Source organism: Qipengyuania sp. MTN3-11, assembly GCF_042851825.1.
In the GTDB taxonomy this organism is placed as follows: Bacteria; Pseudomonadota; Alphaproteobacteria; order Sphingomonadales; family Sphingomonadaceae; genus Qipengyuania.
Window position 1 is genome coordinate 951,613 of record NZ_BTGM01000001.1, and the last position, 24,191, is coordinate 975,803.

The 24,191-nt window shown below is 64.3% G+C and carries 18 protein-coding genes; 14 read left to right on the forward strand and 4 right to left on the reverse strand.

Annotation, left to right across the window (positions count from 1 at the left end; genetic code table 11):
- Nucleotides 1-2 precede the first annotated feature (2 nt).
- Nucleotides 3-668 (forward strand): TetR/AcrR family transcriptional regulator, encoded by a 666-nt coding sequence (locus tag ACGHN1_RS04530; RefSeq protein ID WP_390548724.1) that lies wholly within the window; start codon nt 3-5, stop codon nt 666-668.
- Between the two features lie 61 nt (nt 669-729).
- Here ACGHN1_RS04530 and ACGHN1_RS04535 read toward each other — a convergent pair whose 3' ends face one another.
- From ACGHN1_RS04535 to ACGHN1_RS04545, 3 genes are all read right to left on the reverse strand, one after another.
- Complete coding sequence (locus ACGHN1_RS04535) at nt 730-1,074, reverse strand: PilZ domain-containing protein (RefSeq protein WP_390548726.1); 345 nt, start codon at nt 1,072-1,074, stop codon at nt 730-732.
- 486 nt (nt 1,075-1,560) lie between these two features.
- Nucleotides 1,561-1,965 carry a response regulator gene (locus ACGHN1_RS04540; protein WP_390548728.1) on the reverse strand — a complete coding sequence of 135 codons (405 nt, stop codon included), beginning with the start codon at nt 1,963-1,965 and terminating at the stop codon, nt 1,561-1,563.
- A 14-nt stretch (nt 1,966-1,979) separates the two neighbouring features.
- Nucleotides 1,980-4,331, reverse strand: coding sequence for an ATP-binding protein (locus ACGHN1_RS04545; RefSeq protein ID WP_390548730.1), 2,352 nt, complete (start codon nt 4,329-4,331; stop codon nt 1,980-1,982).
- Between the two features lie 172 nt (nt 4,332-4,503).
- On the opposite strand from ACGHN1_RS04545, the gene ACGHN1_RS04550 reads away from it, so the two are divergent.
- From ACGHN1_RS04550 to ACGHN1_RS04585, 8 genes are all read left to right on the forward strand, one after another.
- A complete protein-coding gene (locus tag ACGHN1_RS04550) occupies nt 4,504-6,510 on the forward strand; it encodes a serine hydrolase domain-containing protein (RefSeq protein ID WP_390548732.1) in 2,007 nt (668 codons plus the stop codon).
- Nucleotides 6,511-6,576: 66 nt separating this feature from the next.
- Nucleotides 6,577-7,683 carry a dipeptidase gene (locus ACGHN1_RS04555; RefSeq protein WP_390548734.1) on the forward strand — a complete coding sequence of 369 codons (1,107 nt, stop codon included), beginning with the start codon at nt 6,577-6,579 and terminating at the stop codon, nt 7,681-7,683.
- Nucleotides 7,684-7,803: 120 nt separating this feature from the next.
- Entirely contained in the window at nt 7,804-9,816 is a 2,013-nt protein-coding gene (locus ACGHN1_RS04560) for a serine hydrolase domain-containing protein (RefSeq protein ID WP_390548735.1), read from the forward strand.
- Nucleotides 9,816-10,817: a dipeptide epimerase gene (locus ACGHN1_RS04565; RefSeq protein ID WP_390548737.1), complete on the forward strand. Its 1,002-nt coding sequence runs from the start codon at nt 9,816-9,818 to the stop codon at nt 10,815-10,817. The genes ACGHN1_RS04560 and ACGHN1_RS04565 overlap by 1 nt, the downstream gene beginning before the upstream one ends.
- Nucleotides 10,814-12,151 (forward strand): peptide MFS transporter, encoded by a 1,338-nt coding sequence (locus ACGHN1_RS04570; protein ID WP_390548739.1) that lies wholly within the window; start codon nt 10,814-10,816, stop codon nt 12,149-12,151. Before ACGHN1_RS04565 ends, ACGHN1_RS04570 begins: the two co-directional genes overlap by 4 nt.
- The gene (gene bla / locus ACGHN1_RS04575; RefSeq protein WP_390548740.1) at nt 12,148-13,140 is read left to right on the forward strand and encodes a class A beta-lactamase; all 993 of its coding nucleotides are present in this window, start codon (nt 12,148-12,150) and stop codon (nt 13,138-13,140) included. Before ACGHN1_RS04570 ends, bla begins: the two co-directional genes overlap by 4 nt.
- Nucleotides 13,141-13,220: 80 nt before the next feature.
- Nucleotides 13,221-14,768 (forward strand): serine hydrolase, encoded by a 1,548-nt coding sequence (locus ACGHN1_RS04580; protein WP_390548742.1) that lies wholly within the window; start codon nt 13,221-13,223, stop codon nt 14,766-14,768.
- Nucleotides 14,769-14,790: 22 nt separating this feature from the next.
- Nucleotides 14,791-16,506 carry an amidohydrolase family protein gene (locus ACGHN1_RS04585; RefSeq protein WP_390548744.1) on the forward strand — a complete coding sequence of 572 codons (1,716 nt, stop codon included), beginning with the start codon at nt 14,791-14,793 and terminating at the stop codon, nt 16,504-16,506.
- Between the two features lie 13 nt (nt 16,507-16,519).
- On the opposite strand, the gene ACGHN1_RS04590 is transcribed toward ACGHN1_RS04585, so the two are convergent.
- A complete protein-coding gene (locus tag ACGHN1_RS04590; RefSeq protein WP_390548745.1) occupies nt 16,520-17,533 on the reverse strand; it encodes a histone deacetylase family protein in 1,014 nt (337 codons plus the stop codon).
- Nucleotides 17,534-17,729: 196 nt separating this feature from the next.
- Here ACGHN1_RS04590 and ACGHN1_RS04595 point away from each other — a divergent pair, with 196 nt between their 5' ends.
- The 5 genes from ACGHN1_RS04595 (at nt 17,730) to ACGHN1_RS04615 (ending at nt 24,112) form a co-directional block, all read left to right on the forward strand.
- Nucleotides 17,730-19,226 (forward strand): serine hydrolase domain-containing protein, encoded by a 1,497-nt coding sequence (locus ACGHN1_RS04595; RefSeq protein ID WP_390548747.1) that lies wholly within the window; start codon nt 17,730-17,732, stop codon nt 19,224-19,226.
- Nucleotides 19,227-19,385: 159 nt separating this feature from the next.
- The gene (locus ACGHN1_RS04600; protein ID WP_390548749.1) at nt 19,386-20,018 is read left to right on the forward strand and encodes a helix-turn-helix domain-containing protein; all 633 of its coding nucleotides are present in this window, start codon (nt 19,386-19,388) and stop codon (nt 20,016-20,018) included.
- Between the two features lie 284 nt (nt 20,019-20,302).
- A complete protein-coding gene (locus tag ACGHN1_RS04605) occupies nt 20,303-21,394 on the forward strand; it encodes a DUF1611 domain-containing protein (protein WP_390548751.1) in 1,092 nt (363 codons plus the stop codon).
- Nucleotide 21,395: 1 nt separating this feature from the next.
- Nucleotides 21,396-22,610 (forward strand): hypothetical protein, encoded by a 1,215-nt coding sequence (locus tag ACGHN1_RS04610; protein ID WP_390548753.1) that lies wholly within the window; start codon nt 21,396-21,398, stop codon nt 22,608-22,610.
- Nucleotides 22,607-24,112 carry an amidohydrolase family protein gene (locus tag ACGHN1_RS04615; protein WP_390548755.1) on the forward strand — a complete coding sequence of 502 codons (1,506 nt, stop codon included), beginning with the start codon at nt 22,607-22,609 and terminating at the stop codon, nt 24,110-24,112. Before ACGHN1_RS04610 ends, ACGHN1_RS04615 begins: the two co-directional genes overlap by 4 nt.
- Nucleotides 24,113-24,191 lie beyond the last annotated feature (79 nt).

Genomic DNA, 24,191 nt, shown 5'->3' on the forward strand with positions numbered 1-24,191 from the left:
CGATGACCGATCCCGCCGAATGCTGCCGCTTGAGCCGTCGTCGCCTTGCGGTCATTGATGCGGCGCGAACGCTGTTCATCGAGCAGGGGTACGAGAAAACGACCCTGGGGGAGGTCGTGGAGCGCGCGGGTGGCTCGATGGCCACTGTCTATAAATTGTTCGGAAGCAAGGATGGTTTGCTGGAGGCAATCGTGTTCGAAAGGACCTCCTCCGGTGTTGCTATGGTGCATGAGGCGATAGCCGAGAGTGGCAGTCCGTCGACGATCCTTCACCGGCTCGCGGCATCCTTCGACAGGCACTTCCTGGACCCGGAAACCGTCGCTCTGGTGAGGATAGTGATAGCGCGCAGCATGAGCGACCGAGCTTTCGCCCGTCAGTTCTTCGATCGCACCGCGACGCGAACCGGCATCGCACTCCAGCGCATGTTCGAGACCTGGGAGAGTCAAGGTGTGCCGATGACCGCCACTCCGGTGCTGCTTGCCGAGCTGTTCCTGGGGCAATTCATCAGCGATGTGCATGCGGAAGCAATAAGCCACGGGCTGGGCCTCGCCCGTAGCCACGAACGCTTGCGCGCCCGCACCGATTTTTTCATCGCGGGAGCCGGATTGCGCGACGAGAACCTGGATTACGCTTCGCGGGAAAGCCGGGTTGGCGGACGTCGCGACTAATTCTCGGCCGGGCGAGGGATCGCCGCGACGTCGAGTCCTGACAGATGCCGGGTTATCGCCTCTAGCTACCCACCGGCTTGATACGGCGATCCTTGCGCGCTTCGGCCTGGTTGATCATTTCGCACAGATGTTCGAACACCGGGCCGTATATCGGGCGATGGAACTCCATCCCGACCTCGTAGCCCTCGACCCAGCGGACCGTCGCCTCGATCGGGCCCAGGGATCCGATCCTGACGGAAATATTGGCACCCTCGTTGATCCACATCGATCCGGCGACACAGGAGCATCCGCTTTCCGAAAGGTCGGTGACCTTCGCCGCGAGTTCCTTGCCCCGGCCGGTGCGCAGATGGCCGGCAACCGCGACGTCGTATCGCTCGTGCTCCCGCCTGCCGACACGATGCTGCATCGCCTAATTCCTTGATTTCGACCCTGAGTAGCTCCGAAGTATGCCGGAGAGATAAAATTAAGGTAAATCCGTAGGGTGACGATGATCGTGGGGTTCGATCGCGGTGGCGGACGGGTGATCAGCGGGCACCGCCATCCGCGACTAAGCGAGACGTTGGCGATGCGGGCAGGACGCGATACGACGAAATATTCTGAAAATTAACCTCGCTGGGCAACCACTTGCTGACGACGTCCGCTAGCAGGCTGGCAAGCCCGTAGCCCCTAAGAGATCTCAAGCAGGGGTCTGGAGGCTTTATGAGCAACGTCAGGGGATTTCCTCGTTCCATCTCGTCGGCGAGCATCGATCCCTTGCGGACGAGGGCCAAGCGGCCGGTGGCGCAAGAACGACTGGCGGCGGGTCAGGAGGACGGCATCCTGTGGCTTTGGGCCCGCCGTTGGCGCAAGTGATCGATTCCCCTACCCGGTGATCGCAATCCGCCCACGCGGATCAGATCGAGCGAGTATCCGAACGATCCGCATAGCGACGCGCCTGCGCCAGCATGGATTCGACCAGAACCACCAGGCGATCGCAATCGAAGGGCTTGCGCAGATATTCCGAGGCACCCGCCTTCAGGGCGATGTCTTCGTCGGTCTGGCCCCGGCGGCCGGTCAGCATGAGGACGGGCAGATCGTAGAGCCCGGGGTCGCGCCGGATCAGATCGAGCGCTTCGGAGCCCGACATTTCCGGCATGGTGATATCGAGAATGAGCAGGTCGGGGCGCCGGAAGCGCACCACGTCCACCGCTTCCCGCCCCGTCTGGACGACGCCGACCGCGTGCCCGGCATCGATGAGGGTGGCCTTGACCAGGTCGCCGACCAGCGGGTCGTCTTCAGCGTAGATGATGCGGGCCAATTGCAGTCTCCTTGTCAGGCGGCGCGCGCAAGCGCCGCCGCCGCCTCTCGTATCGGTTCTTCATCGCCCTGGGAGAAGCCTCTCACGCACTCCTCGAGAACATAGGCGAGGTCTCCGGTCACCGGGTCTCCGAACATGCCGGCCGATCCGGCGAGCTTGTGAGCGATGCCGACGATCTCTTCGCGGTTCGCCTCGGAAAAGTCGCCCGCGTCGATCAGTTCCGAAATCCGGGCGAGCATCGCCGCTCGCTGTTCGACGTAGCGCGCCGTCAGCGCCTCGCGGGCGGTCGGTTCCTTTCCGGCTGGCTTGATTTCGCAGCTCTCAGACCGATCCACCGGAGACTGCAGAGCGGCGGCGATGGCATCCCGCAATTCGTCGATGCGTACCGGCTTGTGGAGAACCCTGTCCATCCCGGCCTCGAGACACGCTTCAACATCCTCGGCGAAGACATTGGCGGTCAGGCCGATGATCGGCGTCTTGGCGTAGCGTCCGCAAGCGCGCAGCCGACGGGTCGCCTCAAGTCCATCGATCCGCGGCATCCGCGCATCCATCAGGATGAGATCGAAGTATTTGCCCGTGAACAGCGAAAGGTCGATCTTGGCCATCGCATCCTGTCCATCGAAGGCCTCCAAACACTCGTGCCCGATCCGCTCGAGCATGGCGCCGATGACCTCGCGGTTGAGCTCGAAATCCTCGACGAGCAGGATACGAGCCTTTTTGGTCTCGATGTCGGGAGCACCGGATGCCGGCGCGGGCGCGGTCGGCGCTTCGATTTCGCGGTAGGGAAGGTCCAGATAGACCACCGTGCCTTCGCCGGGCGCGCTCCACAGGTTGACCTCGCCGCCGAGGAGGTTGGCAAGGCGACGGCTGATCGCGAGCCCCAGACCACTGCCACCAAAATCGCGGGCGGTGGTCGCATCGGCCTGAACGAATTCCTCGAAAATCTCGCGCTGTCGGGCAGGAGCGATACCGATACCCTGGTCGGACACGGAGATCCTTATGCGCTCGCCCTGTCGGGCGGCACCGATGCGGATCGTGCCTTCCTCGCTGAACTTGACGGCATTACCCAAGAGATTGAGCAGGATTTGACGCAATCGCAAGTTGTCGCCCTCAATCCACTCGGGGAGATTTTCGGCCGGCTCGATCGCCACCCGAAGCCCTTTCGCCTCCGCCACCGGCCCGATCAGTTCGGCGCAGTCGCGCATGCGGGCCAACAGATTGACCGACTCGGCGATGGTGCGCATCTCGCCCGCCTCGATCTTCGAGAGATCGAGAATGTCGTTGAGCAGGCTGAGCAATGCCTGTGCCGAAGTCCGGATCATCGCCGCCTGATGCGCTTGCTTGGCGTCGAGCTGCCCACCTTCGAGCAATTCGGCGAAGCCGAGGACGCCGTTCAACGGAGTGCGGATCTCGTGACTCATATTGGCGAGAAAGCGGCTCTTGGCGAGATTGGCCGACCGGGCCTGCTCGGCAAGTTCCGCTTGGCGAACGAAGGCCGTTTTGCGTTCGGCCAGAGCCAGACCGATGGGCAGCGTGGTCAGGGTCGCGGTCAGGATCAGACCCTGGAGGAACAGGATGCGGGACCGCTCTCCACCCTCGATCATCATCACCGGTCCCATCTCGCGCAAGGTGAAGCCGGTCGCGATCACGGTGAACAGGAAGAGCGCCAGCGCCGCGCCGGGCACTTCGGCGCGGAAGGCGGCGAAGACCAGAATCGGAAACACGAGGAACAGTAGCGGCTGTGCGCCCTGGTTGAAGATGAAAAGGGAAACGGCGACAGTCAGCACGGCGACCAGCGGCAAGCGGGCTGCGCTCCTGAGCGCAGTGCCTCGCGGCCATTCGGTCGCGAGCCCGATCACGATCGGTACCAAGGTCAGCACGCCGATGAGGTGCGCCGGGTAATAGGTGAGCCAGTGGTCGAAATAGCTGCCGGCGGCATGGAGAATGAAGCTGGCCAGCGTCGCGGACACCGCACAGGCCAGCGCTGCCACCGCGGCGAGATGCGCTAACCACCGCTTCGACAGGATATGAAGGTCGCTTCCATGCAGCGCGTGCATGGCCGTTGCGGCGATCGCAACTTCGATCAGATTGGTCAGAGCCAGCGACAGAGCCTGCAACGGCATGTCGCCGAGGGTCAGATTGCCCATCGCATTTCCGAAGACACCGCCGGCGAGCAGAGCGACCCACTGACTGCGCGGCCGCATCAGCACCACACCGAGAGTCAGGGCATTGGCGGGAAAAATAGACGCGAGCCGCTCGGCATCGAGCCGCAGGAAATATCCCGCCACGGTCGACAGATAGTTCGCGGCGGCGAGCGCGAGTGCGATCGCTACGGCAGATCTGAACGTGGCTGTTCTAAGCGCCATGGGCTTAGCCTAGCCAGGAAATCTTCACCAAATACTTACCATGGCTCGAACCGCCGAGAGGTGCCGCTCCGGAACTTCCGGGGGATTTGACATTTTCCGATGAGGACTTAATCGTCTCGATCAGGATAATCGCATGAAAATTTCGGCGCGATGGCTGACGAGGGGTGGCGGCATGAAAAGAACGACCGGGATCATACTGGCGATAGCGGCGGCGCTGTCGTTCGGAACCGTGATGGCCCAGGCACCGGCAGACAGCCTCCTGCCGCCCGAAGTCCTCGACAGCGGAACCGAAAGTGACAGCGAGATCGAGCTCGATCGGCCGGACGAAGGTCAGGCCGAACTCACGCGTGAGGATGTTTCGGCATGGCTCGACGGGTTCATGCCCTATGCGATCGGCCAGGGGAACATCCCGGGCGCCACCGTATCGGTGGTGAAGGACGGCGAAATATTCCTTTCGCGCGGCTACGGATATGCCGATCTCGAGAACCGCACTCCCGTCGACCCGGCCGAGACCCTGTTCCGGGCCGGCTCCGTATCCAAGCTTTTCATCTGGACCGCGGTAATGCAGCAGGTCGAGCAGGGCAGGATCGATCTCGATGCCGACATAAATCAGTATCTCGATTTCACGATCCCGGCGCGCGATGGCGACCCGATCACGATGGCCAACCTGATGACCCACACCGCCGGGTTCGAGGAACAGCTGAAGGATCTCCTGCGCCAATCGCCCGACGAGCCTTTGCCCTATGACGAATTGCTTAAGCGCTGGGTGCCCGAGCGGGTTTATCCCGCGGGCAGCACGCCGGCCTATTCGAATTATTCGACGTCGCTGGCGGGATACATCGTCGAGCGCGTAACCGGCGAGCCGTTGGCGAATTACATCGAGGAGAACATCTTCGCTCCTCTGAATATGACGGATTCGACCTTTCGTCAGCCGCTTCCCGATCGCTTGGCGTCGCAAATGGCTACAGGATACGAAAGCGATGGCGTCACGCCCTTCGCTTTTGAAATCGTCGGCCCCTGGCCCGCGGGAAGCCTTTCGACAACGGCCGACGACATGGCGCGGTTCATGAATGCCCACCTTGCCGATGGCGAGGGTCTGATGCGACCGGAAACGGCGGAGCTGATGCACGCCCCGCTCAACCGCGCGATCCCCGGTCTCAACGCGATGGCGCACGGGTTTTATCAGGCCGATATCAATGGTCGGCGGGTGATCGCGCATGGTGGCGATACCGTGGCTTTCCACAGCGACCTGCATCTGTTCCTGGACGAAGGGGTCGGCCTGTTCGTCAGCATGAACGCGCCGGGGCGTCAGGGTGCTTCGGGCGCGATCCGCTCGATCCTTTTCGAGGAGTTCGCCGACCGCTACTTTCCTCCGCTTCAGGATGAAACCGCTGCTCCGGTCGACGCGTCCCGCGCCGAAGGGCTGGCCGAGGCATTGGTGGGCAATTACCTCACATCGCGCCGTTCGCATTCGTCGTTCCTCGACATCAACGGTCTGCTGAGCCAGACCGAGGTGACGCTCGACGAGGACGGCAATCCCGTGGTTTCCGGCGTGCGCGGTCGTGGCGGCGCACCGGCGAAATTCGTGCCCGCAGGCGAAGGGCTGTGGCAGGAGGTAGGCGGCCACGCGATGCTCGGCATCGTCGAACGAGATGGTGAGGTGAACCGGTTCAGCATGAACGGCTACGCGCCGATCATGGTGTTCGACCGGGTATCCTTTTGGCGCTCGGCAGCCTGGCTCAACCCGGCGCTTGTCGTTGCGCTGATCGTCCTGGGTCTGACCGCCGTGCTGTGGCCGGTCCGGGCGCTGACCCGCCGCCACTTCAAGGCCGCCCTTCCGCTCGAAGGGCGGCAGCTGCGTGCCTACCGGCTGTCCCGGATCTTCGCCTGGGCGATCCTGCTGGTCCTGGCGGGATGGGCCTGGTTCATCACCTATCTGTTCGCCGACGTGACCAATCTCTCCGGTTCCGGAGACATTTTCGCCTTCATCCTCCAGCTGGCGAGTGCCATCGCCTTCGTCGGCGGCTTCGCGGCGATGGTCTGGTACGCCGTTACTGTCTGGCGCGCAGCGCTAGGCTGGACTGGAAAGCTCTGGAGCGTCCTTCTGGCACTCTCGGCCTTGGTGGTCCTCTACGTAGGGATCGCATTCAACTTGATCGGCCTCGGCGCCAGTTACTGACCCGCTCGACCGCGGCTTTCGAATGGAGACATGACAATGAGCAAAATCGGGGTTTCGCGGCGCGCTGTGTTTAAGACGGGGGTGGCGGGTGCCGCAGCCTTCATGATCAATCGCAACGCCTTCGCGCTCGCGCAGGGCAGCAACCGGACCTATTCCGCCCGCGCGATCGAAGTGGTGCGAGAGGCGCTTGTGATCGACATGCTCGCCCCGTTGAAGATCGATTTCCGCCCGGACTTCTTCGACAAGCCCTTCGGCGAGACCACCAAGGAGGAGTTCCGCCGCTCGGGCATCACCGGGTTTCACCACGCGGTGGGGCTAGGAGGGTTCAACGCCAGGGAGCGCGCGAAGGAATACCTCGCCTCCTGGTCCTTCTTCGCCGGGAGCCAAGCCGATCTCTTCACCTTGGTCGATACCGCCGCCGATCTCGACCGGGCCAAGGCCGACGGCAAGATCGCGGTCATCCTCGGCATCCAGAACGCCGACCATTTCCAGCGGCCGGAGGACGTTCTCTATTTCTACCGAATGGGGCTCCGCTGTTCGCAGCTGACCTACAACAGCCAGAACTTCATCGGTTCCGGCTCGACCGACCGGGTCGATGGCGGCCTGAGCGATTTCGGCGCAAGCATCGTCGCGGCGATGAACGAGGTTGGCATGCTGGTCGACGTGTCGCACTGCGGAGAAAAGACCGCGATCGACGCGATCGAGGCATCGTCCAAGCCGATCGCCATCACCCATTCCAACTGCCGCGCGTTGAACGATCACGTCCGCAACAAGGGTGACGAGGCGATCCGCAAACTCGCCGCCAAGGAAGGGGTAATGGGCATCACCGAAGTGCGGATGTTCGTGAAGGCGACCGATCCGGTGACCGTGCGCGACATGGCCGACCATATCGACCACGTCGTCAAGCTGACCGGCATCGAGCACGTGGGCATCGGCTCCGATTCCGATCTCAATGGCTACGACGACATGCCCCCCGACCAGTACGCGGCGCTGAAGGCCAGTTACAAGGACAGCTACCAATTCCGAGGCAAGGTCGACACCGACGGGTTCGATCACCCGCTCAAGACCTTCGACCTTGCCGAAGAACTGATCCGACGTGGCTATACCGACGATCACATCAAGCTGGTGCTCGGTGGCAACTTCAAGCGGCTGCTCGACCGCACCTGGCTCTGAGGAGAATTCCCGGGACCGTTTGACAATTCTCCGATTAGGGTATTTATGTCCTGATTGGGTCTACGGCGAAAATGATCGAGCGCCGAACCGGACACATATCCGTGACGAGGGGGAGGCCTCATGCATTTCCGCAATTCCATCACCAAGGGCTGGGCGGCTCTGGCCGCAATAGCCGCCCTCGTCGGCACCGCCACGCTGTCTCAGGATCTTGCTCCGCAAGGGCCAGGCCCGGTGGAGAGCGAGGCGCAGGGCGTGGCGGTCCCCGAACCGGCTAACGGAAACGGTGCGCAGGCGCTCACGGCGGAAGACGCCAATGCCTGGCTCGAGGGATTCATGTCCTACGCTCTGCCAAAAGGCGACATCGCCGGTGCGGTGGTGGCCATCGTCCAGGATGGCGAGATCGTGACCGTCAAGGGATATGGCCTCGCCGACGTGGAATCGCGCACCCCGGTGGATGCTCAGCGCACGCTGTTCCGCCCGGGCTCGATCTCCAAGCTCGTCACCTGGACGGCGGTGATGCAGCAGGTGGAACAGGGCCGGATCGATCTCGATGCCGATGTGAACCGGTATCTCGATTTCGAAATCCCCGAACGCAACGGCGAACCCGTGACGATGCGCAACATCATGACGCACACCGCCGGTTTCGAGGAGCAGATCAAGCAGTTGATCGTCGACAAGCCGACGCCATCCTACGACGCGCTGTTGAAGCGCTGGGTGCCCGAGCGGATTTTCGATGCCGGGACGACACCCGCCTATTCCAATTACGCCACTTCGCTGGCCGGCTACATCGTCGAGCGGGTCTCCGGCGAGCCCTTCGACGATTATGTCGAGAATCACATCTTCGAGCCGCTGGGGATGGAAAATTCCACCTTCCGTCAGCCGCTGCCGGAGCGGCTGGAGGGCCAGATGGCGAGCGGATATTCGCGCGCGTCGCAGGATCCGATCGGTTTCGAATATGTCGGCCCGGCACCGGCAGGCTCGCTGTCCTCGACCGGGCCCGACATGGCGCGTTTCATGATGGCGCACCTCAACAATGGCGAGCTCGACGGCCAGCGTATCCTGCGGCCCGAAACCGCGCGCTACATGCACACCACCGCGCTCGACATGATTCCAGGGCTCGATCGCATGCTGCTCGGATTCTTCGAAACCGACATCAATGGCCGGGACGTCATCGCGCATCTCGGCGATACCGGAGGGTTCCATTCCTCGCTCCACCTGTTCCTAGACGAGAACACCGGGCTCTACGCCTCGTTCAACAGCGGCGGGGCAGAGGGCGCGGTCAACTCCGTCCGCATCTCCTTGTTCGAGCAATTCGCCGATCGCTACTTCCCGGGCGACGACACACCGATCGAACAGGGCGTCACCGACGAGGAAGCGCGCGAACACGCGCGAATGATGGCCGGGAACTGGGTCGCCTCCCGCCGAGCCGACAGCACCTTCCTCAACATCACGCAGCTCCTGGGTCAGACCACGGTGACCGCGGGCCCGGATGGCGAGCTCAAGCTTCCTCCGGGTGCGACGCTCAACGGCCAGACCGCCGATTGGGTCGAGGTCGCGCCCTTCTTCTGGCGCGACCGCAACAGCCACGCGGCGCTTTCCGCTATTGTGGAGGATGGCGAGGTCCAGCGCTTCAGCATGTCGATCATCTCGGCCTTCACCGTGTTCGAGCGACCCGTGTGGTACAAGAATTCCGCATTGCTGATGCCGCTGCTCTATGCGGCGCTCGCGGTGCTGTTGCTCACCGCCGTGCTGTGGCCGGTCCGTGCGCTGGTAAGGCGCCACTACAAGGCCGGCTTCCCGCTGGAGGGACGTCAGTTGCTCGCCTATCGCCTTTCGCGCGGCGCGGCCCTGCTCATCCTGCTGGTCCTCGCCGGCTGGGCCGTGATCATGAGCATGCTGTTCTCCGACACACTCGGGGCGATGTTCGACGGCATATTGGTCGGTCTGCAAGTGCTCACCCTCGTCGCCTTTGTCGGCGGCACCGCGGTTTTCGCATGGAACCTCTGGCTGGCTTGGAAGAGCGGCTACCGTTGGCCCGGCAAGCTGTGGAGCCTGGTGCTGCTGCTGGCGGGTGTCGTGATCCTGTGGGTCGGGCTGGCCTTCCACCTGATCGGCTTCGGGACGAATTACTGATGGGCGCACTGCAGCTGACCGTCGAGCGCGAGAAGCTCCGCCTCGCCGAGCCCTTCCGGATTTCGGGCTATGTCTTCGAGGAGACCGAGGTCGTGGTGGCGACCGTCTCCGATGGGGAGCACGGCGGCCGAGGCGAGGGCGGTGGCGTCTATTATCTGAACGACGACGCCGACCGCATGGTCGCCGATATCGAGGCGGCGCGTCCGGCGATCGAGGCGGGCATCGACCGCCAGGAACTGCGTGCCCTCATGCCTGCCTGCGGGGGGCGCAATGCGGTCGATTGTGCGCTGTGGGAGCTGGAGGCGAAACGCGCCGGCAAGGCCGCCTGGCAACTCGCCGGTATCGATAAGCCCGCTCCCCTGGTGACCACCTTCACCTGCGGCGCGGACGAACCCGCCGCCATGGCCGCCAAGGCGCTGAGCTACGAGGGCGCGCGCGCGATCAAGATCAAGCTGACCGGCGATCTGGCGCTGGACCTCGAACGAGTCGGGGCGATCCGCGCTGCGCTGCCGAAGGTCTGGATCGGGGTCGATGCCAATCAGGGCTTCTCCATCGCGGAACTGCCGGAACTGGTGACCGGGCTGGAGACGCTCGACGTCGCACTCGTGGAACAGCCGCTGGCGCGCGGACGCGAGGCGGATATGGAGGGCTTCGAATCGAGCATCCCTCTCGCCGCCGACGAGAGCGCGCTGACGCTCGACGACGTGCCGGAAATCGCCGGGCGGTTCGACGTCTTCAACATCAAGCTCGACAAATGCGGCGGTCTTACCGAGGCGCTGATGATCGCCGAGGCATGCCGCAAGTCGGGGCTCAAGGTCATGGTCGGCAACATGGTCGGCACCAGTCTAGCGATGGCGCCGGCCTTCATCGTCGGCCAATATTGCGACGTGGTCGATCTCGACGGACCGACGTTTCTCGCGCGCGATCGCGAACCGAGCATCGACTACCGCGACGGCACCGTCTTCGCCGGACCCCGGGTCTGGGGCGGATCGGCGGAGTGACCGCCACGGGTCGGGCAAAAGATACCGAGCCGACGTGGTTCGGCCAGCCCCGGGGGCTGACCGTGCTGTTCCTCACAAACATGTGGGAACAGTTCTCCTATTACGGAATGCGGGCGCTGCTCGTCTATTACATGACGCTCGAACTGCTGATCGAACAGGGGATGTCGTCCTTCATCTACGGCACCTACACGGCGATGGCCTATTTCACGCCGATCTTCGGGGGCATCATCGCCGATCGCTGGCTGGGCAAGCGGCGCGCGGTTATCATCGGTGGGTCGATCATGGCGCTCGGCCATTTCTTCATGACCTTCGAGCCGCTGCTCTACGTCGCGCTGGGAGCCATCGCGCTCGGCAACGGCTTCTTCCTGCCCAGCCTGCCGAGCCAGATCAACGACCTTTACAAGGCAGACGATCCGCGCCGGCCGTGGGCCTACAACGTCTATTATGTCGGGGTGAATATCGGCGGCTTCCTCGCTCCGCTGATCTGCGGGACGCTGGGCGAGTTCTACGGCTGGCATTACGGCTTCGGCGTCGCCGGGGTCGGCATGGTGATCGGGCTGATGATCTACATCTGGGGCGGGAAATATCTGCCCGAGGAAAGGCGGGTCCTTCCGTCCGACGCGGAAAGTGCTTCGCGGGACAATTTCGACCGGCGCACCATCCTGCTGCTCGGCGCGCTGATCGGCGCGGTGACGCTGTTCCGCGGGGCTTACGAGCAGGTCGGCAACACGGTCGCCCTGTGGGCCAACGAGGGAGTCGACCGCCTGGCCGGCGGGTTCGAGATCCCGATGACCTGGTTCCAGTCGCTCAACCCGCTGTTCGTCATCGTCTTCACCCCGTTCCTGCTCGCACACTGGCGGCGGCAGGCGGAGGCGGGAAAAGAGAAATCGCCGCTGCAGAAGATGGCGATCGGCGCGTTGGTCGTTGCCGCCGCCTATCTCATGCTCGCGCTCGCCGCCGCGCTGCAGGGAGACGGTCAGGCGAGCTGGCTGTGGCTGGTCGGCTTCTTCCTCGTTCTCACCACCGGCGAACTCTACATCCTGCCCAACGGCCTCGGCCTCTTCGCCCGCCTCGCGCCGCCGCGCTTCGGGGCGAGCACGGTCGCGAGCTGGTTCTTCGCCATTTTCACCGGCAGTCTGGCGGGCGGCTTCGTCGGCAGCTTCTGGAACGACCTGCCGAGCGCGATCTTCTTCTCGCTTCTTGCCGGCCTAGCTGTCGCCGCGGCCGGCTTTCTCAAGCTGCTCGACCATCCGCTACGGCGCGTGATCGCCGAACGGTCCGGCCTGGACGCAGCGCGGCCGGGACCGGCGGAACGAACGGAGGCTCAGCTATGATTTTTCGCGGACCTTTCCGCTGGCTATTCCTCGTGTTACTGGCCGCCGCATTCCCTGCCAATGCCGCTCCCCGCGACCGTGTCGAGGCGGAAATCGCGCGTATCGCCGCAATCACCTCGGGTACGGTCGGAGTTTCGGCCTGGCGGATCGGCGAAACTGGCGAGAAGATCGAACTGAATCCCGATATCGCCTTTCCGATGGCGAGTACCTTCAAGGTGGCCGTGGCCGGGCGCATTCTGGAGCGCGTCGATCGAGGCGAACTGACGCTGGACCGGTTGATCGAAGTGCCGGCGAACATGCATGTGGCCTCGGAGGTTATTGCCGACCGCTTCATCCATCCCGGCCTCAGCATATCGGTCCACAATCTGCTTGAATTGATGATGACGCAGAGCGACAACACCGCCACCGACGTTCTCACCGAACTCGCAGGCGGCCCCGCGGCGGTCACCGCTTGGGTGCGCGGCCAGGGTGTCGAGGGGCTGCGGGTCGACCGCGACACCGCAGGCGTGCTGCGCGGCTTCTTCGCCTTGCCCGAAGGTCCGTTTCCCGAGGCGCTCGAAGCAGGCTTGATCGCGGACCCGTCGCTCCTTGATCGCAGTCTTGTTCCGAACCCGTCCTTCGATTCCGATCCCAGAGACACTGCGAGCCCGCGGGCGATGGCGCTTTTGCTGGATCGCATCTTTTCCGGCGAAGCGCTTTCTGCCGCAAGCACGGAGGCGCTCGCCGCCATGATGGTGCGCAATCGCACCGGAAATGCCCGCATCCGTGCCCGCCTTCCGATCGGGGTCGAGGTGGCCGACAAGACCGGAACCGTCGGTGGATCGACCAACGACGTGGGCGTGGTCACGCTTCCGGGCGAAAGCGGGCACCGCGTGGTCATGGCCATTTTCGTCAAGCAGAGCGATGCGCCCATGGCATCGCGCGAACGCACCATCGCGGACATCGCCCGCGCGATATACGATTTCTACGCTTTCACCGCAGTTCCATGACACACCAGGCCGCTCCAGGCCGACAGGAGGACAAACCCATGGCTCGACCAACATTATTCCTGGGAACGCTTGCCCTCCTGATGGCAAGCGTGGCGCCGGTGTCGCCCGCATTCGCCGCACCGCCGGCGGATCTCGCCCAGGAGGCCGAGGAACTGCGAGAGGAGTTCGGCGCACCGGGCCTCACCATCGGCATCGTCGAGGGTGGCGAGGTGACTTTCGCGCAGGGCTTCGGTGTGACCGATATCGAGGCGCCCCGGCAGGTGACGGCGGACACCAATTTCGCCATCGGTTCCGTGACCAAGGCTTTCACCGCCACTGGGCTGGCTGCGCTGGTCGATCAGGGCAAGCTCGACTGGGACGATCCGGTGATCGACCACATGCCCGAATTCCGCATGCACGATGCCTGGGTGACACGGCAGATGACCGTGCGCGACCTGCTGGTCCATCGCAGCGGCCTTGCGCTGGGTGCGGGCGACCTGCTGTTCGTGCCCCGCAGCGATCTGACTCGCGCCGACGTGGTCGAGCGGCTGGGCAACATCCCGCTCTCCACCAGCTTCCGCAGCGCCTATGCCTACGACAACATCCTCTACATGGTCGCCGGCCGTCTGATCGAACGGGTCAGCGGCATGAGCTGGGAGGATTTCGTCACCGCCGAGGTGCTGCGCCCGGCGGGCATGGCGCGCGCGACGGTCGAGAACGACGATCGCGGCGATCCCGCGCTGGTCGCCCACCCGCACGCGCGGATCAGCGGCCCGGTGCGTGGGCTGGGCGAGATCGAGCGGCTCGATGACGAGGTGGTGGTGGCCCAGGTCGCCGCGCCGGCAGGGGGCATCGCCGCCAGCGCCAACGACATGGTCAAATGGATCAAGACGCAGCTTGCGCAGGGCCAGGCACCGGACGGCACCCGCGTGTTCAGCGAGGAGACCGCGCGCGAGATGTGGCAGCCAGTGGTGCTCATGCCCACCGGCGCGCCGTCGGGTCCGCTCGCCGAGACCGCACCGATGTTCAACACATATGCCCTCGGCTGGTCGGTGCGCGACTATCGCGGCGCGAAGATCGTCAGCCATGGCGGCGGGGTCTATGGATCGATCACCCGGCTGGTGCTGATCCCCGATCGCAATGTCGGCTTCTTCATCGCCACCAACAGCGAGGAGAGCGCGCTGCTGACCGGATTGCAGTTCGAGCTGCTCGATCACTATCTCGGCGCGCCGGAGAAGGACTGGACCGCGATCTACGACGAGTATCTCGACCAGCGGCTCGAGTCCGCGCGGGTTGCGGTCGTCGCAGCGTCGGCGGAGACCGCCGATGTCGGCCCTTCGCTACCGCTTTCGGGCTATGCGGGGACCTATTCGGATCCCTGGTTCGGCAACATCTCCATCGCAGAGAGGGCCGGCAAGTTGTCGGTCACCTTCCCGCATTGGGAAGGCGTCGGGGCGACGCTGGAGCATCACCAGTACGACACCTTCATCGCCCGTTTCAGCGACCCCGGCGTCGAGCCCGCCTACATGACCTTCGCGCTCGATGCGGAAGGCGATGTCGCGCGGATCACCATGAAGGCGGTGTCCCCGGCTGCGGATTTCAGCTTCGACTACCACGATCTCGATTTCACCCCGGTCCAGCCGGACTGATCGCCGCAACGGAGGCTCACCGATGACCCGAAACACAATCCGCCTCGCCGCAATGCCGCTCAGCCTCGCCCTTCTCGCCGGATGTGCCACCGTGGACGACGCCGGCGCGCCCGGCGCCGCGCGATACGATGTACTCATTACCGGCGGGACGATCTACGACGGGACGGGCGGGCAGCCCTTTGTCGGCGACGTGGCGATCGAGGGCGACCGGATCGTCGCAGTCGGCGATGTCGAGGGAACCGGCGCGACCACCATCGATGCCAGCGGCAAGGCGGTCGCTCCTGGCTTCATCAACATGCTCAGCTGGGCCACCCAGTCGCTGCTTACCGATGGCCGCGGCATGTCCGACCTCAAGCAGGGCGTTACGCTGGAAGTGTTCGGCGAGGGCTGGACCATGGGCCCGCTCAATCCCGAAATGAAGGCCGCCATGGCCGAGAATGCGGATTATCCCGTCACCTGGAACACGCTCGGCGGCTATCTCGAAGCGCTCGAGGAACGCGGCGTTTCCCCCAATGTCGCCAGCTTCGTCGGCGCGACTACGCTGCGCATTCACGAACTGGGCGAGTTCGACGTCGATCCCTCGCCCGAGCAGCTCGCCCGGATGCGCGGCCTCGTCCGCCAGGCGATGGAGCAGGGCGCCATGGGGGTGGGCACCGCGCTGATCTATGCCCCGGGCAATTATGCCGAAACCCCCGAGCTTGTCGCGTTAGCGAGCGAGGCGGGCAAATGCGGCGGCATGTATATCTCGCACATGCGGTCCGAGGCCGACGATATCGACAAGGCCATCGACGAGGTCATCACCATCGCGCGCGAGGGCGATTTGCCGGCGGAAATCTACCATTTGAAGATGGCGGGCAAGGCGAACTGGGATCGCCTGCCCGAAGTGGTCGCGCAGATCGAGAAGGCGCGGGCCGAGGGACTGCGCATCACCACCAACATGTACACCTACACCGCAGGCGGCACGAGCCTCGATGCGGTGCTTCCGCCCTGGGTCCAGGACGGCGGACGCGAGGCGATGCTCGAGCGGCTGCGCGACCCCGAAATGCGCGCGCGCATTGTCGCCGAGATGAGCGCGCCGGAAAGCGATTGGGAAAACCTTCTACGCCTGTCGGGCGCAGAAAACGTCATGCTCGTCGACAGCGAGAATCCCGAACACGAACCGCTGTTGGGCAAGCGCCTGTCCGAAATCGCCGCGGAGCGGAACCAGACCCCGCAGCAGGCCGCCGTCGATCTCGTCATCGAAAGCACCGGGATCGGCACAATCTTCTTCATGATGTCGGAAGAGAACGTGCGCAAGCAGACCGCCTTGCCATGGATGAGCTTCGGCTCCGACGCCGGCGCGCCGGCAGCGGAGGGCGAAACCTTGCAGACGGCCGCGCATCCGCGTGCCTACGGCACCTTCGCCAGGGTCCTCGGCCAATACGTCCGCGAGGACAAGGCGCTGTCGCTGGCCGAGGCGGTCCGCAAGCTGACCAGCCAGCCCGCAGGCAATCTCGGCATCAGGGGCCGCGGCAAGCTCGACGAGGGCTATTTTGCCGATGTGGTGGTGTTCGATCCGGCGACGATCACGGACCACGCCACCTTCGAGCAACCGCACCAATATGCGACGGGGGTCCGCGACGTTTTCGTCAACGGCGTGCAGGTGCTGGCCGGCGGCGAGCACACGGGCGCAACCCCGGGACGGGTGGTCCGCGGACCCGGCTGGACCGGCTGGCCGGACGGCGGCGCCTGCCGCTGACCGGCAACGCCGTTCAGTTCCCTTCGATGCCCGCGAGCAGCGAAGCGACATTGGCGCCCAGCGCCTCCACCGCATAGCCGCCCTCCATCACCACCACGATCGGCAGGCCGAGCGCTGCGATCCGTTGGCCGATGGCCTGGTATTCGGCGGTCTCGATCGCGAAGAACGAGATCGGATCGCCGGCATAGGTATCCGCACCATAGGAGAGGACAAGCGCCTGCGGGCCCCATTCCCCCAGCTTGGCACAGGCCGTCTCCAGCGCATCCATGAACCCTGCGATCTCCGTGCCCCGCGCCAGAGGCAGGTTGAGCGTGTACCCTGTTCCGTCCCCTTCGCCGCGCTCGTCGGAGCGGCCCCAGTAGAACGGATAGTCGGTTGCGGGATCGGCGTGGATCGACACGAAGCAGACATCGGATCGATCGTAGAAAATGTCCTGCGTGCCGTTGCCGTGGTGATAGTCGATGTCGAGGATGGCGACCCGCTCGCGGCCCTGGCCGAGCAGATATTGCGCGGCGATGGCGGCGCTGTTGAGATAGCAATAGCCGCCGAAATAGTCGGCCTCCGAATGGTGCCCCGGGGGGCGGCAGAGCGCAAAGGCCGTCCGCGCGCCCGCTGCCACATCCGCTGCCGCGGCGATCGCGCATTGCGCGCTCCAATAGGCGGCGGACCAGGTCCCCTCGCCGATGGGAGTGCCGGCATCGTAGCTGTAGCGGCCGAGCTTCGCGTCGATCCGGTCCATGGCGATTTCGCGCCGCCGGACCACCGGCCAGGTGTAGGCGACCGCATCACCAGGACGCCCGCTGTCGCGCCATTCGGAATGGGCTGAGCGCAGGAAATCGACATAGGCGGGATTGTGGATTGCGGCGATCGGATCGGTCCCGAAATCCTCTGGCTGTGTCGCTTCGCCCAGAACCGCGAGGATCGCCTCGGCGCGGTCGGGTGTTTCGGCATGGGGATGCCAATCGCCATTGTGCAGTTCGCGTTCGGGACGATGGGTGAGTTGGCGGCGATCGAAATAGGTTTTCATTTACAGGTTCCTCGAAGGCGATCTCTCAATGGTAGAGCCTGACCAGAGGAATGAATATGTTTTCCTCTTGGAGAATGACGCGATCGGGAAATTCGGCGCACGACCCCTGAAAATCGCCGGAAAAGCAACGACGGCGGGGAATTGACCTGCGCAATCTAATCGGTAATGTCCTGATCGGAAAATCGAGGAGGGTCGAATGCCGAAAGCCGCGAATGTCGTCATGAACAGGATCTTGGGACCCGTGCTGCTCGGATTGGCGGGGGTTGCATCGATTTCCGCCGCACCTCTGGCCGCGCAGGCACAGCCGGCTGCGTTCTCGGATTCGCGGCTAGCCGGGCTCGAAGATTTCGTCGACGGCGTCATGGCCGAACAGATCGCTTCGCGCGAAATTGCCGGGGCCGTGGTGACGGTGGTTCACGACGGCGAAGTCCTGTTCAGTCGGGGCTACGGCTATGCCGATGTCGATGCGCGCGAACCGGTCGACGGCATGGCGACCCTGTTTCGCCCCGGCTCGGTGTCGAAGCTGTTTACCTGGGTGGCACTGATGCAGCAGGTCGAGCAGGGCCGGGTCGATCTCGACGCGGACGTCAACCGCTATCTGGACTTCGAAATCCCCGAATTCGGATCGCAACCGATCCGCGTGCGCGATCTGCTTCAGCACACGCCGGGGATGAGCGACATAGGGGGCATTTCCGTCCGCACCGAAGCGGAAATCACGCCCTATCGCGATTGGATCAAGGCCAATATTCCCGCCCGGCTGTGGGAAGCCGGAAGCGAGATCTCCTATTCTAACTACGGCACGGCGCTTGCGGGCTACATCGTCGAGCGCCTCTCGGGAGAGCCGTTCGAAACCTATGTCGAGAAGCATGTCTTCCAGCCTCTGGGCATGACCTCGACCACGTTCCGCGAGCCGCTGACCGGAACCATGAAGGAGAACATGGCGACCGGCTATACCCTCGAAGACGGGCGTTTCGTGGCGATGCCCTACGAGTTCTTCAGTCCGGTCATGCCCGCCGGCTCCGCCGCAGCCAGCGGACCCGACATGGCGCGCTTCATGCTCATGCTGCTCGACCACGGTAGTCTGGCCGGAGCAAAGGTGCTCGAACCCGCGTCGATCGATCTGCTGTTCAGCAATTCCACCGCCAACGCTCCCGACCTGGAGGGAATGGCGCACGGATTCCTGGTATATCGCAACGAGGGGCCACGGCTCATCGGCCATGCGGGCAACACCCGCGATTTCCATTCCAATCTGGTGCTCGCGCCGGAGCACGATCTCGGCTTCTTCGTGTCCACGACCGGCGGGGTCGCGAGCGGGGCAGGGCGCACCGATCTCAGCGACATACTGATTGGCCGGCTGTTTCCGCAGGAGCCCGCCGAGCGCTGGAGCGGCGAGGATGCCGGCGCGGCGCTGGCGGGGTCCTACCGCGCCAATCGCCGCGACTACAACCGCGAGCCAAACCCGGACAACGATCTCAAGGTCACGGCGCCTGCGCCGAACCGGCTGGTGTTAAAGACCGGCGAGAACGCCACCGCCTGGAAACAGATCGGCCCGCGGATGTACGAACAGGTCACGGCGGCACGCGAGGGCGGGCCCTATACGCGGCTGCAGTTCTACGGTCCTGCCGACGATCTGCGACTGTCCTTCTCGAACCAGCCCTACATGACCTATCATCACGTCGAGGCGGCCGATTGACGCCCTTTGCCGGGCGCAAATAGGTCTGGCGGGAATGGGTGGCGGGCCGTGCGGTTGCGCAGCCGCCGCGCCCCCTATATCACCTCCCCGAGATCAACAGACGCGTGACTGCATGATGATAACACCTTCGATGATGATTCTGGTGGCGGTTGACGCCTGATGACGGCAGACCACCCGACGCTGGGCGTCATCATTCGCGGTATTCGCAACAAGAACGGCTGGACGCTCAAGGAGATGAGCGCGAAGACCGGCATACCGGTATCGACACTGTCCAAGGTCGAGCACGATCGCCTCACGCTGACCTACGACAAGCTCCAGCAACTCAGCCGGCGCCTCAACATCAGCATGTCCGAGCTGTTCGCGGAAAACCGTCCGGCGCCCGAACGCCAGGTCATGGGACGCCGCAGCGTCGGGACGATCGAACAGGCGTTGCGGGTCGAGACGCCCAATTACGACTATTTCTACCTGTGCACCGATCTGCGGCACAAGCGCATGATCCCGATCCTGACCCGGATCCGGGCGAAGAGCACGAAGGAATTCGGCGAGCTGGTCCACCACCAGGGCGAGGAGTTCATCTTCGTCATCGAGGGGGCTATCGAAGTCCACACCGAATTCTACGACCCGATCGTGGTTCGCGAACAGCAGTCGATCTACATCGACTCGACCATGGCCCATGCCTATCTGGTCGCCGACGGGTGCGAGGAGGCACTGGTTCTCGGGGTTTGCTCGAGCGAGGAACAGGGGCTGATGGATTCGCTCATCAAGAACGTTCACGGAGAACCGGGTCTCTGAACCGGCCCCCGCGTTCGTGGGCGCCTGGGCTGCGCGTCGGAAATGCCAGTTTTCGTCCCGACCGACCGCCCGACCAATCCGATCCGCAGATGACAATCTTCTCGTCAAGCATTGGTTTGTTCTGGACAGGACGATTGTGTCCTGATTAGGATGGTGTGCCCTCGTGGGAGAGGGTCGCTGCATCCGGGGGTTCTCGTGCTTTTTAATTTCAAGCTGGATGTGGGTAAGCGGTGCCCGGTCCTTCCGTCCCGCCACCGGCGCGGCAAGTCGATGGACCACGGCTGATGGCCCGCGCAGCAGAAATGCAGAAGGCGGTATTTGGCGGCGCGCAGGCTTCCGAACTCGAACGATCCGGTGGGGCCGATCCGCTGCGAATTCCACGTCCCTATCTGCTGTTTCTCGGAGATGAGACGAACCCGGGCTATGCGAAATCGGCATTCGGCATTCGCGACTGGGCTGCGGAAGACTGCGTTGGCGAATACTCCTATGGCGACAGCACGCTGACCTTGGGCCTTCCAGAGATGACGCCGCAGGTCGCCGCGCAGCATGGCGCGAAGGCCCTGGTGATCGGCATCGCCAATTCCGGCGGAGTTATTCTCGAGGCCTGGCGCCCCCATCTGATCGCGGCGATGGATGCCGGATTGCATATCGTCAGCGGCATGCACGCGCGCCTCGGCGACGTCCCCGAACTCGCGGAAGCCGCGCGCGCAAACAACGTACGGCTGATCGACATCCGTCGCCCGCCGGCCAACATCCCCATCGCATCCGGCCGCAAACGATCGGGCAAGCGGTTGCTGACCGTTGGCACCGACTGCGCGCTCGGCAAGAAATACACCGCCTTGGCCATGGCCCGAGGGTTCGAGGCGCGCGGGATCGACGTCGATTTCCGCGCCACGGGCCAGACCGGCATCCTGATTGCCGGCGGCGGCATCCCGATCGACGCGGTGGTGTCGGATTTCGAAGCCGGGGCTGCGGAGATGCTCTCGCCCGATGCGGCTGACGGACACTGGGACATCATCGAAGGACAGGGCTCGCTGCTCCATCCCGGCTTCGCGGCGGTGTCCGTGGGGCTTCTCTTCGGCAGCCAGCCGGATGCCTTCGTCGTGTGCCACGATCCCAGCCGCACCGAAGTGCTCGGCTATCCAGGAACGCCGCTGCCCGACATCGCCGAGATCATCGAAGCGACGATCCTGCTCGGCAAGCGGACCAATCCGGCGATCCGCTGCGGGGGCATCAGCCTCAATACCAAGAGCTATGACGCGCAAGAGGCCCAAGCGCTGATCGAAGAGACCGCGCGGCGCTATGGCCTTCCGGCTGCCGATCCCATTCGCGGCGGACCGCATTTCGAAGCGCTGCTGGACAGCTGCCTGGCATGAGTTGGCGGGGCGGGCATCGAACACGCCGAGCGGTGCCCGTTTCCGCCTCACCGGGCCTCAGCCCCTTGAGCGAATTCGGGAGGCCCTGCTGATCGCCAAGCCGAGCTTCTTCCAGCGGTTCCTGCTCCCCGGCATCACGTTCAAGGCGGTGGTGATCGGCGGCGGCTACGCGACCGGGCGCGAACTGGCGGAATTCTTCTTTCCGACCGGGCCACTCGGCGGATTGTACGGCATGCTTCTGGCGATGGCGATCTGGAGCCTGGTCTGCGCCGTCGCCTTCGCACTGTCGCATCATCTGCGCGCCTACGACTACCGCACGCTGATGCAATCGGTCCTCGGCCCCTTCTGGGTGGTGTTCGAGGTTTTCTATGTCCTTTTCCTGATCCTGATCCTCGCCGTCATGTCGGCCGCGGCCGGGGAGATCGGGGCGGCGCTGTTCGGCTGGCCTCCCGTGGTCGGCACCTTGCTGCTCATGGCCGCGGTCGCGGCGACCACCAGCTTCGGCAACGACGGGGTCGAACGGGTCTTCCGCTTCACCTCCGGATTTCTCTACCTCGTCTATGCGCTCTTCCTGGTCCTCGCGATCACCTATTTCTCGGACGGGATCGGTGAGGCCCTGACCATCGCTCCGACCTCGCAGGAATGGATCGTGGGCGGGGCGACCTATGCCAGCTACAATTTTGTCGCGGCGATCGCCGTGCTGCCCTTCATTCGCCGCCTCACTTCGCGCCGCGACGCGATCGTAGCCGGGGCACTGGCCGGACCCCTGGCGATGGCACCGGCGCTCGTGTTCTTCCTCAGCATGTCGGCCTTCTATCCCGAGATCGCCGGGGCGTCTCTGCCATCCGATTTCGTCCTGGAAGAGCTCGGCCTGCCCTGGTTCCAGCTGATGTTCCAGCTGATGATCTTCTGCGCGCTGGTGGAGACCGGGGTCGGGGTGGTGAACGCGCTGAACGAGCGGATCGAGGTTGCCCTGGAGAATAGCGGGCGGGGCGAGTTTTCCTTCCTGGGCAGGCTGGGGGTCGCGGCTGTCCTGCTGCTGGTTTCGGGGTTCGCGGCGGTGCGCTTCGGCCTCGTCGATCTGATCGCCCAGGGGTACGGGGCCTTCGGCTACATCATGCTGGCCATTCTCGTATTGCCGCTGATGACCGTGGGTCTGTGGCGGCTCGCGCGGCCCGCGTGGGGCAAAACGAGCAAGGGAGACGCCAACACATGATTTCGACGCGCGCCGGTAGATGGAAAACCCTCGCGGCGTTCCGGGGCCTTGCGGCCATGGTCGCGATCCTCGCTTCGCCGCTGGCCGCTCAGACCTACGATCTGGTGATCGAAGGCGGCCGGGTCATCGATCCCGAGACCGGGCGAGACGAGATCGCCAATGTCGCGGTCACCGAGGGGCGGATTGCCGCCATCTCGTCCGAGCCGATGCAGGGCGAGCAAGTCCTCGATGCCCGCGGGCAAGTCGTCGCTCCCGGTTTCATCGACCTTCACGCTCATGGCCACGATCTCGCCAGCCAGCGGCTTCATCTCCTGGACGGGGTGACCACCGCGATGGAAATGGAGATCGGACGTCTACCGGTCGCCGATTTCTACGCGGACATGCGGGGCGAATCGCTGATCCATCACGGCGCCAGTGCCTCGTTTCTCTGCGCCCGGATCGAGGTGTTGACGGAGAAGCGTTGCGGTGTCGATGGCGCGGACAGTGATGCGACCACGCTCGCGCCGGAAGCTCTCACCACGCCGACCACTCCCGAGCAGGAGGAGCGCATCCTTGCCGTGCTCGAAAGGGAGATCAGGGCGGGAGCCCTGGGCATCGGGGTGGGGCTGGAATACGCACCCGCTGCCGGACGACGCGAGATCTACAAGCTGTTCAAGCTGGCCGCCAAGCACGATGTGCCGGTGTTCGTCCATGTCCGCATGCGCGAGGCGAGCCGCGCGCCGGGCATGCCGATCGCGGTGGCGAACGAGTTGATCGCCGATGCCGCCGCCACCGGAGCGGCGCTGCAGATCGTCCACATCACCTCGACCGCGCTCGGGGACACGCCGACCGTGCTCGAGATCATCAAGGGTGCCGCGGCCCGCGGCGTGGATGTGACCACCGAAGCCTATCCCTACGAAGCCGGATCGACATCGATCGGCTCGGAATTCTTTTCCGACGGCTGGCGGGAGCGATCCGGTGTCACCTACAACGACGTTCTCTGGACCGAAACCGGCGAGCGGCTGACCGAGGAGACCTTTGCCCGATACCGGCGCGAAAGGCCGGACGGCGGCGTGGTTATCTTCCTGATCCCGCAGGACGCGATCGACCTTGCGATCGCCGATCCCTATGTCAGCATTGCGTCCGACGGAGGGGTGATGGACAAGCCCAACGTCCATCCCAGGGGCGCCGGGAGCTTCAGCCGGGTTCTCGGACATTTCGTGCGCGAGCGCGGCCTGCTGGATCTGCCGACCGCGCTGGAGAAGATGACGATCCTTCCGGCAAAACGCCTCGAGAAGGCGGCACCGGCCATGGCGCGCAAGGGGCGCATCCAGGTGGGCGCCGATGCGGACATCGTCGTCTTCGATCCGGCGCGGGTCACCGACAACGCCACCTATGGCGACGCGCTGCGGCCTTCCAGCGGATACCGCTATATTCTGGTCGGCGGCGAGGTGCTCGCCCGTGGCGGAGAGGTCACACCCGGGGCCTATCCCGGGTCCGGCGTTCGCCTGGGTGACCGATAGGAGTTCGGGCGGATGACGCGAAAGCGCGCTTTCTCAGCGCGATACGCCGAAACAGGTGTTTCTACTCGGGTTTTGTGAC

Excerpts from the sequence above, each read along its gene's own strand:
- ACGHN1_RS04530 (WP_390548724.1), top strand. The coding sequence starts at position 3 with ATGACCGATCCCGCCGAATGCTGCCGCTTGAGCCGTCGTCGCCTTGCG.
- ACGHN1_RS04535 (WP_390548726.1), bottom strand. The coding sequence starts at position 1,074 with ATGCAGCATCGTGTCGGCAGGCGGGAGCACGAGCGATACGACGTCGCG.
- ACGHN1_RS04545 (WP_390548730.1), bottom strand. The coding sequence starts at position 4,331 with ATGGCGCTTAGAACAGCCACGTTCAGATCTGCCGTAGCGATCGCACTC.
- ACGHN1_RS04550 (WP_390548732.1), top strand. The coding sequence starts at position 4,504 with ATGAAAAGAACGACCGGGATCATACTGGCGATAGCGGCGGCGCTGTCG.
- ACGHN1_RS04560 (WP_390548735.1), top strand. The coding sequence starts at position 7,804 with ATGCATTTCCGCAATTCCATCACCAAGGGCTGGGCGGCTCTGGCCGCA.
- ACGHN1_RS04565 (WP_390548737.1), top strand. The coding sequence starts at position 9,816 with ATGGGCGCACTGCAGCTGACCGTCGAGCGCGAGAAGCTCCGCCTCGCC.
- bla (WP_390548740.1), top strand. The coding sequence starts at position 12,148 with ATGATTTTTCGCGGACCTTTCCGCTGGCTATTCCTCGTGTTACTGGCC.
- ACGHN1_RS04580 (WP_390548742.1), top strand. The coding sequence starts at position 13,221 with ATGGCAAGCGTGGCGCCGGTGTCGCCCGCATTCGCCGCACCGCCGGCG.
- ACGHN1_RS04585 (WP_390548744.1), top strand. The coding sequence starts at position 14,791 with ATGACCCGAAACACAATCCGCCTCGCCGCAATGCCGCTCAGCCTCGCC.
- ACGHN1_RS04590 (WP_390548745.1), bottom strand. The coding sequence starts at position 17,533 with ATGAAAACCTATTTCGATCGCCGCCAACTCACCCATCGTCCCGAACGC.
- ACGHN1_RS04595 (WP_390548747.1), top strand. The coding sequence starts at position 17,730 with ATGCCGAAAGCCGCGAATGTCGTCATGAACAGGATCTTGGGACCCGTG.
- ACGHN1_RS04600 (WP_390548749.1), top strand. The coding sequence starts at position 19,386 with ATGACGGCAGACCACCCGACGCTGGGCGTCATCATTCGCGGTATTCGC.
- ACGHN1_RS04605 (WP_390548751.1), top strand. The coding sequence starts at position 20,303 with ATGGCCCGCGCAGCAGAAATGCAGAAGGCGGTATTTGGCGGCGCGCAG.
- ACGHN1_RS04615 (WP_390548755.1), top strand. The coding sequence starts at position 22,607 with ATGATTTCGACGCGCGCCGGTAGATGGAAAACCCTCGCGGCGTTCCGG.